General features: G+C 32.6%; 20 protein-coding genes and 1 pseudogene. 12 read left to right on the top strand and 9 right to left on the bottom strand.

Annotated elements, in window-relative coordinates; translation table 11 throughout:
* On the top strand, positions 1 to 96 hold a 96-nt coding region (locus M3225_RS27225), incomplete at its 5' end, for an IS3 family transposase (protein WP_251400393.1).
* Between the two features lie 353 nt (positions 97 to 449).
* Here the strand turns inward: M3225_RS27225 and M3225_RS27230 are convergent.
* The 3 genes from M3225_RS27230 to M3225_RS27240 all read right to left on the bottom strand — a co-directional run bounded on the left by M3225_RS27230 (position 450) and on the right by M3225_RS27240 (position 2,717).
* Positions 450 to 590: a hypothetical protein gene (locus M3225_RS27230; RefSeq protein WP_251400307.1), complete on the bottom strand. Its 141-nt coding sequence runs from the start codon at positions 588 to 590 to the stop codon at positions 450 to 452.
* 302 nt (positions 591 to 892) lie between these two features.
* Entirely contained in the window at positions 893 to 1,273 is a 381-nt protein-coding gene (locus M3225_RS27235; protein ID WP_251400310.1) for a hypothetical protein, read from the bottom strand.
* Between the two features lie 736 nt (positions 1,274 to 2,009).
* The gene (locus tag M3225_RS27240; RefSeq protein WP_251400312.1) at positions 2,010 to 2,717 is read right to left on the bottom strand and encodes an IS6 family transposase; all 708 of its coding nucleotides are present in this window, start codon (positions 2,715 to 2,717) and stop codon (positions 2,010 to 2,012) included.
* 387 nt (positions 2,718 to 3,104) lie between these two features.
* On the opposite strand from M3225_RS27240, the gene M3225_RS27245 reads away from it, so the two are divergent.
* On the top strand, positions 3,105 to 4,460 hold the full coding sequence (locus tag M3225_RS27245; RefSeq protein ID WP_251400314.1) for an arsenic transporter: 1,356 nt from the start codon (positions 3,105 to 3,107) through the stop codon (positions 4,458 to 4,460).
* A gap of 40 nt (positions 4,461 to 4,500) precedes the next feature.
* Positions 4,501 to 5,166 carry a DUF2642 domain-containing protein gene (locus tag M3225_RS27250; RefSeq protein ID WP_251400315.1) on the top strand — a complete coding sequence of 222 codons (666 nt, stop codon included), beginning with the start codon at positions 4,501 to 4,503 and terminating at the stop codon, positions 5,164 to 5,166.
* A 572-nt stretch (positions 5,167 to 5,738) separates the two neighbouring features.
* Here M3225_RS27250 and M3225_RS27255 read toward each other — a convergent pair.
* On the bottom strand, positions 5,739 to 6,428 hold the full coding sequence (locus M3225_RS27255) for a hypothetical protein (RefSeq protein WP_251400317.1): 690 nt from the start codon (positions 6,426 to 6,428) through the stop codon (positions 5,739 to 5,741).
* A 370-nt stretch (positions 6,429 to 6,798) separates the two neighbouring features.
* Here M3225_RS27255 and M3225_RS27260 point away from each other — a divergent pair, with 370 nt between their 5' ends.
* Positions 6,799 to 6,951, top strand: coding sequence for a Spo0E family sporulation regulatory protein-aspartic acid phosphatase (locus M3225_RS27260; protein ID WP_251400319.1), 153 nt, complete (start codon positions 6,799 to 6,801; stop codon positions 6,949 to 6,951).
* A gap of 720 nt (positions 6,952 to 7,671) precedes the next feature.
* Here the strand turns inward: M3225_RS27260 and M3225_RS27265 are convergent.
* On the bottom strand, positions 7,672 to 7,845 hold the full coding sequence (locus M3225_RS27265; protein WP_251400321.1) for a hypothetical protein: 174 nt from the start codon (positions 7,843 to 7,845) through the stop codon (positions 7,672 to 7,674).
* Between the two features lie 838 nt (positions 7,846 to 8,683).
* On the opposite strand from M3225_RS27265, the gene M3225_RS27270 reads away from it, so the two are divergent.
* The 4 genes from M3225_RS27270 to M3225_RS27285 all read left to right on the top strand — a co-directional run bounded on the left by M3225_RS27270 (position 8,684) and on the right by M3225_RS27285 (position 11,196).
* Positions 8,684 to 8,965 (top strand): hypothetical protein, encoded by a 282-nt coding sequence (locus M3225_RS27270; protein ID WP_251400323.1) that lies wholly within the window; start codon positions 8,684 to 8,686, stop codon positions 8,963 to 8,965.
* Between the two features lie 211 nt (positions 8,966 to 9,176).
* On the top strand, positions 9,177 to 9,332 hold the full coding sequence (locus M3225_RS27275) for a hypothetical protein (protein WP_251400325.1): 156 nt from the start codon (positions 9,177 to 9,179) through the stop codon (positions 9,330 to 9,332).
* A gap of 700 nt (positions 9,333 to 10,032) precedes the next feature.
* On the top strand, positions 10,033 to 10,161 hold the full coding sequence (locus M3225_RS27280) for a YjcZ family sporulation protein (RefSeq protein ID WP_251400329.1): 129 nt from the start codon (positions 10,033 to 10,035) through the stop codon (positions 10,159 to 10,161).
* A 522-nt stretch (positions 10,162 to 10,683) separates the two neighbouring features.
* Positions 10,684 to 11,196, top strand: a complete 513-nt coding sequence (locus tag M3225_RS27285) for a spore coat protein (protein WP_251400330.1) — start codon at positions 10,684 to 10,686, stop codon at positions 11,194 to 11,196.
* Positions 11,197 to 11,356: 160 nt separating this feature from the next.
* Here the strand turns inward: M3225_RS27285 and M3225_RS27290 are convergent, their stop codons facing one another.
* Positions 11,357 to 11,896 carry a hypothetical protein gene (locus M3225_RS27290; RefSeq protein ID WP_251400332.1) on the bottom strand — a complete coding sequence of 180 codons (540 nt, stop codon included), beginning with the start codon at positions 11,894 to 11,896 and terminating at the stop codon, positions 11,357 to 11,359.
* 185 nt (positions 11,897 to 12,081) lie between these two features.
* Here M3225_RS27290 and M3225_RS27295 point away from each other — a divergent pair, with 185 nt between their 5' ends.
* The 4 genes from M3225_RS27295 to M3225_RS27310 all read left to right on the top strand — a co-directional run bounded on the left by M3225_RS27295 (position 12,082) and on the right by M3225_RS27310 (position 13,694).
* A complete protein-coding gene (locus tag M3225_RS27295; protein WP_251400334.1) occupies positions 12,082 to 12,240 on the top strand; it encodes a hypothetical protein in 159 nt (52 codons plus the stop codon).
* 114 nt (positions 12,241 to 12,354) lie between these two features.
* Positions 12,355 to 12,738 carry a response regulator transcription factor gene (locus tag M3225_RS27300; RefSeq protein WP_251400336.1) on the top strand — a complete coding sequence of 128 codons (384 nt, stop codon included), beginning with the start codon at positions 12,355 to 12,357 and terminating at the stop codon, positions 12,736 to 12,738.
* 276 nt (positions 12,739 to 13,014) lie between these two features.
* Complete coding sequence (locus M3225_RS27305; RefSeq protein WP_251400338.1) at positions 13,015 to 13,272, top strand: hypothetical protein; 258 nt, start codon at positions 13,015 to 13,017, stop codon at positions 13,270 to 13,272.
* Complete coding sequence (locus M3225_RS27310) at positions 13,272 to 13,694, top strand: hypothetical protein (protein ID WP_251400340.1); 423 nt, start codon at positions 13,272 to 13,274, stop codon at positions 13,692 to 13,694. The genes M3225_RS27305 and M3225_RS27310 overlap by 1 nt, the downstream gene beginning before the upstream one ends.
* Positions 13,695 to 14,111: 417 nt before the next feature.
* On the opposite strand, the gene M3225_RS30020 is transcribed toward M3225_RS27310, so the two are convergent.
* The 3 genes and pseudogenes from M3225_RS30020 to M3225_RS27320 form a co-directional block, all read right to left on the bottom strand.
* Complete coding sequence (locus M3225_RS30020) at positions 14,112 to 14,264, bottom strand: hypothetical protein (protein ID WP_445164678.1); 153 nt, start codon at positions 14,262 to 14,264, stop codon at positions 14,112 to 14,114.
* 36 nt (positions 14,265 to 14,300) lie between these two features.
* Positions 14,301 to 14,465: pseudogene (locus tag M3225_RS30025) on the bottom strand (IS6 family transposase); the annotation flags it as partial.
* Positions 14,466 to 14,775: 310 nt separating this feature from the next.
* Positions 14,776 to 15,675, bottom strand: coding sequence for a transcriptional regulator (locus tag M3225_RS27320; RefSeq protein ID WP_251400342.1), 900 nt, complete (start codon positions 15,673 to 15,675; stop codon positions 14,776 to 14,778).
* Between the last annotated feature and the right edge of the window lie 585 nt (positions 15,676 to 16,260).

Consider the following 16,260-nt stretch of genomic DNA (forward strand, 5'->3'; position numbering starts at 1 on the left):
GCCTATATCCTATATTACAACCATCTACGAATAAAAGAAAAATTAAAAGGATTGACCCCTGTAGAATACAGAATTCAATCCTCATTAGCTGCCTAAATAACGTGTCTAACTTTTTGGGTTCAGTTCATCAGGAGCAGTAGTTTTTTCTGTTTTTACTCTGTATATAGTATACATGTTTAGTTAACATAATGGATTTTATCGTTAGATGCTTAGCATTCTATAGGAATTGTTTTATTAACCTACTATACGAAGGAAAGGTACCTAGCTTCCATAATATCTGTTACTACTCTCGCTGCCAAAGTAACAAGTATTATTACAAAAAAACATTGGCTAAAAATCAGCCAATGTTTTTTATATCAATTTGACTAACTATCCATAAGGTAACACTTAGAAAAGAAAAAAACACTAAAAATTAGTATTTCAATTTATTCAATAATAGAGAAAACTATTTAATAACAACATCCTCTTTTATGATCTTTTTTATCATCTTTTTTAATAATTACTTTGTCTGTCTTAATAATTACTTTGTCTGCTTTAATGATCACTTCTTTTTTATCATTATGAGAATCATATTTTTCACCATAAGACATTCAACACACCTCCCATCATATCGTTATACTATATGATATGTTTATATAAGAATAATGAATAGACAAGTGTACAAGCCCTCTTGAAAAATTTTATAAATAGAGTTAATTGCCCTAAAGAAGAAAATAATGTATATTTCATTTATTTTTACTTAACATAATGGATTTTATAGGTAGTTAATACATCTAGGAGTCTACAAAAATATCCTCCAGTTAAGTACTCTGGAGGATATTCGTATTTACATAATTATTCTTACAAGAAACCACACAAAATTAGACCTCTTTAGCTCCTAAGAGGCCTAATCTTATCTATTAATAACTGTACATCGTCTTGCCCCTCTACGGATTAAACGCTCGGCTTCTCTCAATGAAATTTGGACAAGTACAGCTTCATCAACATCGTTTTCTACATCAAAAACCGCAAATGCTTCTCCACCCACGATTAAAACACAAATGAATTCTACTTCTAAATCATCACAAGACCTAGGAATAGAATTAGCAATAGTACAACGTTGAATACCTCCTGCTAACAATGTTCTAGCCTCTTGCTCAGATATTCGAATAAAAACAAATTCTTCTATTTCTACATTTCCTTCTTCTACTTCGATTTCTACTAAAAGAAAGAATCTGTTTCTAATTCTTACTATACAATTTGCTCCAATCGAAATAATATCTTCCATATTCATTCTTTTCACCTCCTTTAATACTATAAAATGCAAAAAGGAGTAAAAACGTGTGGACAAACATTATCAAAAGCAGAAAAATCCTTTAGATAATCTAAAGGATTTTTCCATATATAACAGGAACAGGTTCATTTCTGATTAATCTTTTAATTTTTTTAGTTTAAATACCTAAAGTCAGGCTCGTTTTTTTAGGTATAAGTCCATATCGATTCTTTCTTTAAACATATAGTGTGTTTAAGTAAAGCCAAATTAAAATGAAAATTTCAGTAATTAATAAAAGGAGAAGATTACCTTGTATTATCATTACCAACCCGAAATAAACCCTAACGATCTACAACAATTTTCTCATGCTGATACTTTTAACAGACAACAACAGCCTCAGTCTTATCAACAACCTTACCACCAGCCTTATCATCACCCCCGTCCTCCTCGCTGTCGTTGGGTTCGTGAATGTAGATGGGTTCGCCATTGTTATCCAAGAGATGACTTCTATACCGATGGTTACGGCTACTAATCTGGTAGTGCCCATTAATTAGAAATAAAATAAATAGTATCCTGTATTTTAAGTGAAAAATGAAGGATACCGTGAAATACCAAATATCCTAATTCACAGAAAGACTATCTTGTTTTCGGAGCTAGGAAAAAGCCCTTAGATTATTTCTAAGGGCTTTTTGACTGGTTGTGGTGCAAAAAACATTCGCTAGAAAAATAAAGCGTTAGGTTCCCTTAAATTACTAGCTTAGGAGGCTAACCCAAACAGTTGATGGATGAATTCTTTTCTACTTTGGGCAGACTTCACCTCTTGGTAAACTTGCTTCTTTTTCAGCATATGCATGACTTCTATGCCACTCAGTATGTAAGTGGCTGTACGAAATGATTTGAACCCTAACATCGAACGAACACGCTTCTTAATAAAACGGTGATCTTGTTCCACGATGTTATTTAGATATTTTATCCGCCTTATTTGGATGCCTACGGGCATCTTTTTCTCTTTCTTCAACTCTTCAATAGCCACAGGATAGGCCGGATTCTTATCGACTGTTATGACACGGGGCATTGAAACATGAAAAGACCGCATAGCTTTCTTGAAAAAGCGTTTTGCAGCCTTATGATCTCTTGTTTTGCTTAAATAAAAATCAATCGTATTTCCTTTTGAATCAACGGCACGATATAGGTACATCCATTGACCTTTTACCTTAATATACGTTTCATCCACTCTCCAGAAATCATTGATTAGCTTAAGGTGACGCCGTACTCGTTCATCTAGTTCAGGACCATACTGATGAACCCAACGCATAATCGTTGTATGAGCAATCGATAATCCGCGTTCTTCCATCATTTCTACTATATCACGAAAACTGAGATTGTACCGTAGGTACCATCTCACGGTTAATAAAATAAGGTCAGGTTGATAATGTTTCCATTTGAATAGATTTTGCTTTTTCATACTAATCGCATCCCCTTTTTTAGAGTACTAGTATCAGTATGTCCAAGTTTGGAAGGTTACTTGCATATGTTTTTTAATTTTCGCACCAGAACCCTATATTTTATATGTTAAAATTCGGTGTTATTCTATGTTTTAGCTTAACTGATTAAAGAAACCATCTATTAGTGTAATAGATGGCTTTTCTATTTGAAATTTATAAACTTTATAGATTACTAAAAAATAGTCACTTTTCCTTAGAGTACATTTATACTAACTGGACAAACATACATATTGGATAATATAGGTATTATATTCATTCCCCTATGAAGAATGACGAATATACATATAAGGAAATAATCATAGAGAGACAACTTAATTATGTTTGTCGAAAAAGGGGAATGGATAAGAATGAATTTCGAAATTGGAATGACTATTTTTGTATTTATCATGACAATGTCGATCATCTTTTGGAGGCCAAAAGGAATTAATGAAGCTTGGCCAGCCTCAATCGGTGCGCTAATCATTTTATTGATGGGCGTGGTATCACGTGGAGACATTGTAGATATTATTAGTAAAATTGGTGGAGCTTCTATTACCATAATGGCAACCATTGTAATGGCTGTTATACTAGAGAGCTTCGGTTTCTTTCATTGGGCAGCCGCACGGCTTGCAAATTTAGCTAGGGGATCAGGACATCGTTTATATTGGTATATACAATTGCTCTGTTTTTTAATGACACTTTTATTTAACAACGATGGAAGCATATTAATTACAACCCCTATTTTAATTCTGCTCTTAAAAAACCTCAAACTAAAACCTCATCAACAAATTCCTTATCTTCTTAGTGGGGCATTAACAGCTACAGCTTCTAGTGCACCTATTGGAGTAAGTAACATTGTGAATTTAATTGCTTTAAAGATTGTCCATATGACTCTATATATGCACACAGCCATGATGTTTGTTCCAGCAACCCTAGGATTACTATTTATGTCCTGGCTTATGTATATGGTTGTCAAAAATAAACTTCCAAAAAAATTACCTACTGTTTCGTATGATATCGAACAAATCTTTTTCACAAAACATTTCCATCCTTTAAAAGGAAATATTTCTGTCGAAACAAAACGGAAACGTACCCAATTTATGTTGAAAGTCTTACTATTTGTATTCGTTATGCGTTGTTTACTCTTTGTTGCCTCTTATTTTGCAATTCCTATTGAACTAGTTGCTGTGCTGGGATCCCTCATTCTACTTATATGGAGATGGTATTATTTACGAACAAACCCTATAGACATTTTGAAAAAGACACCTTGGCATATCCTTATATTTGCCTTTTCAATGTATGTCATTATATACGGACTGCATAATGCTGGATTAACTACTATGCTCGTACACTTATGTGAGCCGATTGTGAACCAAGGATTATTTCAAGCAAGTTTTATTATGGGAGGACTTGTTTCCCTATTATCCAACTTCTTTAATAACCATCCAGCTTTAATGATTGGAACCATTACTTTAACAGAAATGGGCCTTGATCCGATTACATTAAAGACCATTTATCTTGCCAATATTATTGGAAGTGATATGGGATCATTATTATTGCCTATAGGAACCCTTGCCTCTCTTATTTGGATGCATATTCTAAAAGAAAATAAACTTAAAGTAAAATGGAAGGATTATTTAAGTGTATCACTGATTGTTATCCCCTTAACCACTCTTGTCACATTATTTCTATTATTCTATTGGATACAAATGGTCTTTGCATAAAAAAGTGCCATTCTATATTCATCTCTAGGAGGAGATTTTTATGAGTAATGTTATGACATTACTAGGAAAACAAATTGAAGTACAAATCTCACGAAAAGACTTGTTTGAAGGGTTACTCATCGATTTTGGTCAAGATATTCTTGTATTATTTAATGGTCAACACTTTGTTTATATTCCATTGCTGCATATTCATAATATCAAGCCTAGTAACAAAAAAAACCAAATAATCGATAGCCCAACTGAACAATCCTTTACGGAAGAAATTGAATCTATTTCTTATCGTAAAGTTCTAATTAACGCAAAAGGAATGTTTATTGAAATTTATACAACAGGAAACATATCGTTTCATGGATATATTTTAAATGTCTTAAATGATTACCTTATCTTTTACTCACCTGTATATAAAATTATATTTATCCCCTTAAATCATGTGAAATGGCTTACCCCATACAATCATAATGTCACCCCTTATGCTCTTGATAACAAAGCTTTACCTGTTAAACCATCTAATATTAGCTTTAGCCGAACGTTAGAGGAACAACTGAAAAAATTAGAAGGAGAGCTAGTTCTATTTGATGGAGGAAAAGATCTAATGAAAGTAGGTTTACTAAAAGGGATAGAGAATAACCTAATTGAATTAGTCATTGCAAATGGAGAAACCATATTTTTAAAACTAAATCATATTAAGTCCGTACATTTACCATAATGATCTATACAACGGACTATCCTCTTCTATGTACTTCTTAGAATTATGCCGAATCCTAAGAAGGAGTAATGTTACTCAAAGCCGATAATCTGGTACGTTATAGGCATTTTCAATGACAATATATTCACTGACTTATTTTTAGGTAACTTGCCTAAGTTGAATATTTTTTTGTCATTTGAACAAACTACTCAAGACGCCGTGAGGCATCTACCACTTTTCTTATTTGAATTCTCAATAGAAAAAAACTCCTGATCGCCCATGGAGTTTTTTTCTATTTTTAAGCTGTATATCGTATACATTCGTAGTTAACATAATCAACATTTCCGGAAGACATCACTAAAAAAACCTTGTCACAGTTCATTTTTCATACCTTGAAAGTCTTGTCTTTCTCACTCTTACATTAAATAGTAATTCGCTATTAGAATTGCAAGACTCTTTTTATATTTTTTTCGTGTTTAAAAAATTAGCCATAAAGGCTAAAAGGCCGCCTGAAGGCGGCCAAAAACTTGCTATTAAGAAGGTGTTCTTCTTATGTGTTTAGTGAGGAACATTAAATTTTTATAATAATAGTGTTATTTACCAAATAAACGTGTAAAAAAACTTTTTTGCTTTTGCTGTTCTTTTTCTTTTGTAGCTGCAATTTCTGATAACTGTTGTTGGTTATGTTTTTGTGATTGGCGTATGTAGTCCATCATATCTTTATCTCTATTATTAATTTGTTTACTTATTCTTTCGGCCAAGCGTTCTTCTAACTCTTCTAATTCTTTTAATTGTTTGCTCATCTGTTCTTGTTCTGTTTGTCTTTTCTCTTCAGATACTTTTAAAGCCTCTTTATAATGATCTAGCATTTCTAATAATTTATTATTAATGGACTGTTGTTGTTCAAACTGTTCTTTTATTGTATTTAATACAACATCTGTTGTGCGATTATTATGTTCTTGGTAAACAGTTAGCTCACGGTTAGTTTCTTTGTTTTTTGAGTGTTCTTCTTGTGTGTTTGATGAGGAACGGTTCCTATCAAATCCTTTTACAACAGTCGTTGCAGCTATTTCTAAAGGGAGTTTCTTCTCTTGGATAGCGTATTTTAAGTTTGACAATAAAGTTTGGTCAGTAACAGAATAGTAACGCTTTTTTCTGTTATCTTTCACAAACTCATAACCATGTTTTTCTAACTCAATACACCATTTTCTAATATTGCTGGAAGTTGTATTTAATCGCTTGGCCATTTCTTCAGCATTTATTGTATCCTGCTTAATATCCATACTTGGCCTCCGTTTCTAATATGTTATCTTTGTACTTTCTATATGATACAATTTTACTAAACAAATTCGAGAGAACTTAGCTATCTCCTTTTGTTTAGTAAAATTTGAATGTATAAAATTCTATATAACTGAGAAAATGGGAGAGTGAACCAACCTTTGGCCGCCAAGAGTTGGTTTTGTAATGTGTGCAGTAAGGGAAAGAAATAGAAACATAAAATTCTTTTATACAAGGACATTTGTATATTGTAAAATATTTATATAAAAGTAAAAAATAAAACTAACACAAGGTTAATTACTCTTAGCATGATTAACCTTGTGTTAGTTTTGCGATTAAAAGTAAATGGGTGATAGGATATTGGAGTCTCATAAAGTGATCTTAAGAGAAGCTTTAACAGTTGAGATTGAAAAAGAGAGAAAATCTTTGATTGAAACGGCATTTGAAGAGGGTTTTACAAGTAAAAATACAGTGGAAATTAGTCAATTTATTGATGATATGTTAAATGAATTGGAAAAGATCAGGTAGCCTCAAATAGTTATTTTTATTTAATACTAAAATTTTTTATATGAAAAGAAAGCTTCATTGTTACTGTAACAGTGGAGCTTTCTTTTCTACATGTGTGGTTTTTGTGTTTCAATAAATTCGATAAAAGATAAAAGGTGGATCATGTCCGTATACACGATATAACAGAGTCTTTATTTTGTCCAGTTAAAAGGTTACACAATAAAAAGCTACCTCGGCAGTGGAAGCGAGGCAGCTTTTCGTCAGGGTTCACACGTATAAAACGAATTAAAACGTATTCAAAGAAATTATATCATATTTTACCAATAAATATATATTTTCTTATTTTGCATATGTATAAAAGGTGCGCTTTTATACATTTTTCTGCTACTTAAGCCTTGGATAATCAGCGTTATATCAAGGATGTATAAAAAGCTGCATAAACGAGAAACAAGGACCTCATCAGAACCCTTTTCCCAATAGGGGTTCTCTTTTTTATGTCTTCCGGAAAGAGACATTATGTTAACTAATTTTGTATATTGTATACAGACTAAAAACAGAAAAAACTCCCTGTTGTGGTAGGTTGTTTTTTCTGTTTTTTTGAATGGACAATAAATCCAATAACTGGTATTTCTATTTATATTTTTAATCACCTTTCTTGTACTTACTCCAAAACTTAAACAGTTGAATAAAGTAGAAGGTAGAAAATATGTCTAGGAGGTTATGTTTTGGAATATCAAGACTTTAATTCTGAAGAACAACTTGAGTTTGTAAACCTTGGGGATGAAAGACAACCATATAGCCATTACCCATATCCAAGGCCGAGACCAAGACCATATTATCCATACTATTACCCACCATATTACTATCCACGTCCACGGCCATATTATCCGTATTATCCACCATATTATTATCCATATCCATATTACCCTTGGTACGGATATGGCGGAGGTTATTGAAAAGAATCTCATTCATAGTAATTAAAAGGAGTCGCATATGCGACTCCTAAAATCAGTAAAAATACAGTGAATGTTTTTCGTGTTTATGCTTCAAGTGGGATATAGGTGATCTTATAAATGAAAAATACATAGTATTAATCTGTATAAAAAATAAAAATATAACTTTTTATTTTTACATCCTTCTATTTTAAATAAATAAATACCAAGCACCCTGGGAATCATTGATCCCCAGGGTGCTTGGTTCTGATAATGTTGATTATGTTAACTAACTTTGTATATTATATACAGCTTAAAAAACAGAAAAAACTATCTCATGCGAATAAGATAGTTCTTCTGGTGAATGCTCTAAATAGATGTATTTGACACCTTACAGTGCCTTGAGTAGTTTGCTCTAGAGATATAATTCTATTCATTTAGATAAAAAATAGGTTATTGTTTAGGACAAGTTATTCTTAAAGTACATATGATGTAGTATGTAGCGACTCATAATATCTTTTTCTATAGTCATGTTCTTATTTTAAGAACATGGCATTTTTTATATTGTTTCCGGTAAAGTTCATTATGTTAACTAAAGATGTATATTATATGCAGCTTAAAAAAAGAAAAAACTACCTTTGCAAAGAGGGAGGTAGTTTTTCTCTTTAATCATGTGGGATTTTTGATGCTTTAAAGCATCTTGAGTAGTTTGCTCAAAGTCCTAACTTTTATTCTTTTTTATTATGATTGGATGCTTGTCCATTTCGGTTTCATTTTCTCTACATAAAATATAGTACCTCTGCGAAAAGGAGGTGAATAGTATGATCAATGGCTTAATTCAATTTATTCAAGCTATATTAGAAAGTGTAATTAATTTGGTAAACTCACTTCTTACGGTAGTTACTGATAATTTGGAAGAAGTAATTAATGCTTTAGTTCAATTACTTCAATCTCTGATACAATCTATCACTGCTTTTCTTAATGCACTTATCCCTATAATTGGTGAGGTTTTAGAGGGAGTAGTCACTACATTACTCCAATTCTTCCAATCTGTTGTACAAGCTCTTATTGATTTACTTGGTTCACTTCTTTCCCTTTTATAGTAGGAAAAGCACTATTTATAAGATAAATTTTGTTGTACTCATGGATAAAGCTCGTTGAATTAGCATAATTCTCCGAGCTTTATCTTCTTATAATTTTGATTATGTTAACTACCTTTGTATATCATATACAGTCTGAAAACAGAAAAAACTACCCTATGCTAGGCAGTTTTTCTCAATTAGTATCTATAACCATCAGTGTAGAAGTCGTCTCTTGGATAACAACGGCGAACCCATCTACATTCTTGAACCCAACGACAGCGAGGAGGATGAGGGTGATGATAAGGTTGGTGGTAAGGCTGTTGATAGGACTGAGGTTGTTGTTGTCTGTAAAAAGTATCGTAATGAGAAAATTGTTGTAGATCGTTAGGATTTATTTCAGGTTGGTAATGATAATACAAGGTAATCTCTCCTTTGTCTTTTCTCCAATACACTATATGTTTAAAGAAAGAATCGATATGGACTTATACCTAGAAAAACGAGCCTGACTTTAGGTATTTAAACTAAACAATGTAGGTAATGCTTGAAAATCTTCATTTTTATATAAATTTAATTAAAAACAGAAAAAAACAATCCGTGGGAGGTGGATTGTTTTTTTCTCAAGAAAAGATCAGGCTTATAGTTCCTAATTATATTTTATATTCCCCCTATAAACCCTTGATATTACTCAATTTATAGAGGGAGCTCTGTATATCGTATACATTAAGAAAACAAGAAAGAAAGCTGCCAGGGAGGACAGCCTTCTTTCTTAATACAAGGTTGCAGTGGAAGACGCCGTTCAAGCATCTTGAGTAGTTTGCTCAAAATATCCAAGATATTATTCATGATGGACGATTCACCTATAAATGAGTGGGTGAATATAGTGTAATTAGGATAAATGATGCCTTTATATACCTCTTTCTTGAAATTCTTCATTTGTTATAAAAGTCTAATTTTATTACAAAATACAAACTATGTTTTTTATACCAACAGATAAAGCCTTTGGTTAGTATCTCCAAAGGCTTTATCTATTCATTCAAATTTTCCTCAATATAAAGTTATAAAAAATTATCGTAAAAGGGAGTGTTTATATGTCTAAGGATGCTACATGTGGATTTGGATCTAGTTTTGCTTTAGTCGTTGTATTGTTTATACTTTTAATTATTATTGGATGCTGTTCTTACGGTGGCGGCTATGGTAGTCGTCATGGTTATTGTTAGTAAATCGTTGATGCTTCTTGCTTTGATGGTGATTTCTAATAAAAACAATTAAAAGAAAAAGTCCTTATTTATTAAAATAGGACTTCTTTTATTTTATTGCTAATAATTTTGATTATATAAAGTAGGATTGTATTCTTTATACAAATAAAAAGACTGATCTATGAAAGAGTAGATCAGCCTTTTAGTGAAGAGGAAGGTATTGCAAGTAACTGGTGGTGGCAGCATATGCAAATAAGAACGAAACTGTACTTTTAATACAATAATATTTAAATTATATTACTACCTAGAAAGTATATTATGGTAACTAAGGTTGTATAGCGTATACAGCTTAAAAAATAGAAAAACCAACCTCTGAGTCCTAAAGGTTGGTTTTTCTGCTCTATTGCTAAAGGATTTTCGTAGATGCCTCACGGCGTCTTGTGTAGTTTGCTCAAGATATAAATCTTTATTCTTATGTATGGACAATTATCCAATGTAATCATCCATGAGTATAGTAATTCATAACATGAAAGAGGTGTGTATATGAATTATTATCCTTATGATGATGGACGAAACCATCAGCAATTAGCTTGGCATGAAACACTCGAATTACATGAGTTAGCTGCCTTTCAAACTAATAGCCTAATTCAATTTAAAAAGGCAGTTAGAAAAATTCAAGATCGAGAACTAAAGAACTTATATTTAGAAGCTATCGAGGGAATACAAGGGAACCTTAATGAATTACTATCATTTTATGAGTATGGTCCGTATCCTGAAGAACATCATGTGGTGAGAAATGATGAGTCAGCTTTCTTTTCTGGAAGTTTATTGGGTTTTACAAAAACTTCTGTTCGTTCTTATGCTACAGCTATTACAGAAACAGCTACTCCATCGCTACATGAAATATTTAATCATCATTTACAAAAAGCTATTAACTTACACTATAAAGTCTTTACTTATATGTATCGAAAAGGCTATTATCTGGCTTATGATCTCACAAATCTCCGTATGAATGATGTTAAAAATGCAAAAAAAGCATTAAATATGCCTTATTAAAGAGCCATAAAATAAAGTGCTAAAAAATATAAACTACTTTTCATAAATCACATTATGTTAACTAAAAATGAATACTCTATACAGCCTGAAAATAGAAAAACAGTCCGTATTTTGCTTTTAAGATTGATATATAAAGTGAGATGTAAAACCCTCTCGACATTTATTCTTCTAAAGTAAGTTCGAAAATAAGCTGGTAATTACAGTCGGTTAAGTCGATTTCAATGATTTGAAAATCTTCCCCGTACCAATCCGTTTCAGTAATAATTAGTTTGGCCGTATTGAAATAAAATTCCTCCGAAAAATGGGGACGGAACGTAATTCCTACCTCTTTCCCTACGGTCTCATACTTTTTGAATTCTCGCAAATACAGTTCCGCATAGAACGGATGGTCTTTCCAAAAAGCTCTAGCGTTCTTTTCAATATGTGATTGGATATAGGTCTCACGCTCCTTAATGCTCATTTTTCTTATATGGCGAGGATAGTCTAAAATGTGACCCTCGATAAATGACCCCTTTTCATCACGAAAGAAATCACCATACAGCCCTTCAATCGAAAAATCCTCAATATGCGCTCTGATACCAAAATCCTCTTGTTCTTCTAGTTCTCGGTTAACAAGAATAGTAAGGACTTCTTTTTCGTTCTCAGCTTTAGCAATGGCAAAAAAGGACATCCCTGCATTGATAGCAAATAGTTTGGTCACATCGTGAACCCCCTGAATTTTAATTTGGTAATCTTTCCTATGATATTTGAATTTCCCGATATAGATAATTAACGACTAAAAAGCTAACTTTTTTTAATCTTGGTTATTGACTATGGTAATTATATTCTTTAAAATTTTTATTAGCACTCATTTGAGTGCGCACTCATTTCAGGAGGAAGCTTAACATGCCTAAAACACCGCCTGGATTCAAGCGTTTAAATGCTGATATACCAGAAGAATTATTTAAGGAATTTGCAAAGAGATGTATTGAAGAAGGTGTGAGCAAAAAAAATTTTCTTGTTCAACTTTTGGAAAAAGAACTCTTTAAAGATTCAAAGAAGTAAAAGAAAGCAAAATAAAAGGGCACTTCCTGTGCAAAGGAAGCACCCCCATGTAAAAAACTTATAAGGATTTTTATTATAACATGGGTTGCCCTCAAAAAACAGGAAGGTCTTATGATGGATCAAACCAAAAAATTGTTAATGGGAATTGAACATATTTTGAGTGTAGCTTCTGATTTAGTACAAGAAGTAGATCGTCTTAAACGTGTTGAAGAAGAATGTCAGATGCTTAAAGAAAAACTTTTTTTGAAACAACTTACGTCATCTGAACAAGACGTTTTTGCTCTTGCACTTGATGGCTATTCCATTACAGAAATGCAAGATATTTTATTTAAAGAAGAGAGCACAATTAAGAATCAGAGACACAGCATTCTACAAAAATTAAACGTTTCTTCGATGAAAGAAGCGATCGATTTTTATAAAAAAACTACCCAGACTTCTTCTCAAAACTTCACGAATTATCATCAAGAAATCTTTCAAAAACTCGTTAAAACTTCATAAAAGTTGAGGGGACTTAAAGGGGACAGTAGCTCAACATGTACAAAAAAGTGCCAAAATTGATGTCAACACCAGGTCAACATTAGGCGTTTTTCTCCTCTTTAGGTCAACAGCAGTTCGACAGACTGGAAGTTTTCGTGGGATCACTTTTTTTGAGGTGAAAACGTTGTTTTGCTGGGCTTTGCCCAGCATATCACAGCGATGTGATATCAAAAACCCCTTATGCTCTTCTCTACTCGTACTGGAAATTCTGCAATTTGATAGAAAAGGAATGATTTCATGGATATCTTTTTACGAAATATTGATCCGGTTGCTATGCAAAAAGTTGATGAACTAGCGAAAGAAAATGGGATGTCTCGCCAACAATTTTTGAAAGAACAATTCGAAGTATTAGCTTTTTTTGATGAGCAAGTAGCAAGAGAAAAAAGATTAGAAGCTATCATTGATCAGAACATTGAATTGATGAAGGAATGTGCGATAACAATCGAAAAGATGAACAACATTCTATATGAACTGATGGGAGATGTGGAGGAGTAATGGAAACACAACGACGTATGATTACACTAGATAAAGAAACGGATCAATACATCCAAGATTATATGGCTGAACATAAACTTCGTTTCCCAGGAGAAGCGATTATGGATATTTGTAAAAAGTATCGAGAAGAAAAAAAGAAAGAATGGTCGTTAGATTACATTACGGAAACTGTTAGTGAAAATCTTCATGATGTATTAAAAAGTGAACTTAAAAAGATTCGATTAGGAACAAATAGTGCAGATAAAAACACACAAATTCTTATCGAGTTTATGAATGGTTTGTATTTCCATCATGGCTATGATGCGATTATGACAACGGATCTTCTAGAATTAGAAGCAACCAAACTTGCGAAAAAAGTTGTACAAGAACGTATTTTGAATCAACGACAAAAACGACTGGATAAGGAGTATCCTAAAAGCTGAAATAGCCTTTAAGGCTATCTAGGTAGGCTTAAGCCTACTTTTCCTTTTAGTAAACGAGGTGAATATAGATTGATATGCAGTTATTGTGAGACAGAAGGAATAGAAGAAAACTGCTCTTTTTGTGGGGCTAGTTTAAATATACAAAGACCAAAACTAAAAGAATTTATGGTCTTAGAGAATGTAGAGAAGTCTCTCGATGAACTAGCATGCTTTCATACGTATGATTTGTTAGTTTTGCTGCGTTTTGGTACGTAAAGAACGGACAAAAGCATATGACTTAATGCTAACACTTAAAAAAGCTGGTGAGAGCCCTCAAATTGACCAAGCAATGGTAAACTATTCAGAAGAGCAATAGGTTCTGGTGCAAACATTGCATTTGGCTAAAACAGGTATATAGATTACTAGTGGAATTTGTACTTATGCAGTTAATCCAAACAGTTGATGAATGAACTTCTCTTGATTTTGGACAGACGTGTCCCGTAAAACAAGTTGTCCTTTTTTAATGATATGCATTGCTTCTATTCCCGAAAGAATAGATTTGGCTGTACGAAAGGATTTCAATCCTAACATTGAACGAACTCGCTCATCTAATTCAGGGCTATACTAATGAACCCAGCGCATGATGGTTGTATGAGCAATGGAGAGTCCACGTTCTTCCATCATTTCGACTAAATCATGAAAACTGAGGTTGTACCGCAGGTATCATCTCACAGTTAATAAAATAAGATCAGGTTGATAATGTTTCCATTTGAACAAATTTTCCTTTTCCATACTGATCACGTCCTTCTTCAGGGTACTAGTATCAGTATGTTCAAGTTTGAGAGATTACTTGCAGATATTTTGAAGTTCTTGCACCAGAACCAAACAAGTAACCTCTATCATCAAATAATTTATTTGATAGTCAGACGACAACAATTTAAATTTCATTCTATTTGCTAAATGCTTGTATAACAGGCTTTTAAAGAGCTTATATTGTCTACAATAGGTGGAATCAAATCGCTATTAATCTATCCAATTATGACAAGCTACTCCCCTAATAATCTACAGTCTATAGACAAAAATAGCATACAAGATCACTAAATTAAGCATCTAAGTCTAAAAAGTTATAGAATAAGGGATTAGCTTTATTCCTTTGAACTTCTCTTCTTCGTTCAGCAGTGAATAAACCTCTTAAAGTCCCAAAAAAATAGGCTTCAAAGGTTGTCTTTATCCGATTTCTTTTATAAGCAAACACGGTTTCTTTAAATGCTTGAACAGCAATTGCCACTAAATCCTCAACAGGCCTCTCTAGACGGCTTATTTTGTGTGATAACCGTACCTTACCCCATAGATGATAAATATCATCTGCATAGTTAAAAAAAGGCTGTACAGCTTCTTTAAACGAAGCTGGAATAAAAGACGGTAGATAATCTATTGAAAGTTTCATATTTAAGTTCTTACGTATGTATTTATTTAAATTTTTTAAAGTTAAATTATAGGTAGGAGTTTTTTTCACGTCTCTATTCTTACTCTCATAAGGGTTCTCAGTACTTTCTGTTTCAACATCTGTTTCAACATTAGATGCTAAATCAAGCTGTAAATAGTTAACCCAGTGATCAAAATAGGGATGATTGACAAACAAGTGTACTGGATTGCCCTTTCCATTATTACGAGGGCAACGACGATAAACAGTGACAATTTGTCTTTGTTTTCGAAGCTCCCTTAAATGACGGTCGATTGTTCCTTTGGATTTTTCATATGTTTCACCTAAATATGTACTACCAGGAAAGCAAAAGCCTTTTTCTGCAGCAAACCAACAAAGCCTGTCCAAAGCTTTCCTAGTTCCTTCGTGGAGACGATAATACTTTTCCCCATAAAGATTTATAATTTCTTTCAGTAATTTTCGTTTCATAGATTGATGTTGGGAACGATCCTCTATATAACTTTGATAGTTTTTCATATAATCAAATTCTTCTGCCGTAAGCATACGTGTAATAGGCATTAGTCTAATCTCTCCTTTTTAGGAACAAAAAAAGACATCGCATCCCATAAAAAAGGAAAACGATGTCGTCTTTTTGTATAGACTAAGCCCTTGAAATAAATCTAATTATCCTATAAAATGAAGGCGTAACTAAATTTAAGTAATAAGGCTTCGACAGGTGTTTTCCCTAGTGTGTTTAGGGTTAACGGTGTAAGGGTGTTGGCGCACCACTTGCACATGTTGGAGTCTTTTTATATTCCGCACTGTTTTGTTGATTCTATTATACCGTCTATTAATCTTATAATTCAATAAGAATTCATGATCTCCTCATAAAATCTCTGTATTCTACCTATGATTAAAAGTTACTTCATTTGGCTATACTGCTAATATTATAAAAACCTCACTACATATGTATCCTTTTACTTAATCATTAATCTTGAAAGTTATAAAATAAAAAACACCTACTCTCTTATTTGTTTTCTTGTTTTATATATTGTTTTACATATTTGTTTTCTTGTTTTCTTGTTTTAGGTCTCCTACAGATATTGGTATGACAGCATTTATCAGCTTAAACTATCACTAATTTTGCGCGAACTATCACTAATT

This window comes from Priestia aryabhattai (assembly GCF_023715685.1).
In the GTDB taxonomy this organism is placed as follows: domain Bacteria; phylum Bacillota; class Bacilli; order Bacillales; family Bacillaceae_H; genus Priestia; species Priestia aryabhattai_B.

Coding starts and splice junctions, on each gene's coding strand:
- M3225_RS30020 (WP_445164678.1), bottom strand. CDS start 14,264: ATGTTAGGATTGAAATCCTTTCGTACAGCCAAATCTATTCTTTCGGGA.
- M3225_RS27295 (WP_251400334.1), top strand. CDS start 12,082: ATGCCTAAAACACCGCCTGGATTCAAGCGTTTAAATGCTGATATACCA.
- M3225_RS27240 (WP_251400312.1), bottom strand. CDS start 2,717: ATGAAAAAGCAAAATCTATTCAAATGGAAACATTATCAACCTGACCTT.
- M3225_RS27265 (WP_251400321.1), bottom strand. CDS start 7,845: ATGGATAATAATATGGTGGATAATACGGATAATATGGCCGTGGACGTG.
- M3225_RS27300 (WP_251400336.1), top strand. CDS start 12,355: ATGGATCAAACCAAAAAATTGTTAATGGGAATTGAACATATTTTGAGT.
- M3225_RS27250 (WP_251400315.1), top strand. CDS start 4,501: ATGAGTAATGTTATGACATTACTAGGAAAACAAATTGAAGTACAAATC.
- M3225_RS27310 (WP_251400340.1), top strand. CDS start 13,272: ATGGAAACACAACGACGTATGATTACACTAGATAAAGAAACGGATCAA.
- M3225_RS27230 (WP_251400307.1), bottom strand. CDS start 590: ATGTCTTATGGTGAAAAATATGATTCTCATAATGATAAAAAAGAAGTG.
- M3225_RS27245 (WP_251400314.1), top strand. CDS start 3,105: ATGAATTTCGAAATTGGAATGACTATTTTTGTATTTATCATGACAATG.
- M3225_RS27235 (WP_251400310.1), bottom strand. CDS start 1,273: ATGAATATGGAAGATATTATTTCGATTGGAGCAAATTGTATAGTAAGA.
- M3225_RS27270 (WP_251400323.1), top strand. CDS start 8,684: ATGATCAATGGCTTAATTCAATTTATTCAAGCTATATTAGAAAGTGTA.
- M3225_RS27255 (WP_251400317.1), bottom strand. CDS start 6,428: ATGGATATTAAGCAGGATACAATAAATGCTGAAGAAATGGCCAAGCGA.
- M3225_RS27305 (WP_251400338.1), top strand. CDS start 13,015: ATGGATATCTTTTTACGAAATATTGATCCGGTTGCTATGCAAAAAGTT.
- M3225_RS27280 (WP_251400329.1), top strand. CDS start 10,033: ATGTCTAAGGATGCTACATGTGGATTTGGATCTAGTTTTGCTTTAGTC.
- M3225_RS27285 (WP_251400330.1), top strand. CDS start 10,684: ATGAATTATTATCCTTATGATGATGGACGAAACCATCAGCAATTAGCT.
- M3225_RS27320 (WP_251400342.1), bottom strand. CDS start 15,675: ATGCCTATTACACGTATGCTTACGGCAGAAGAATTTGATTATATGAAA.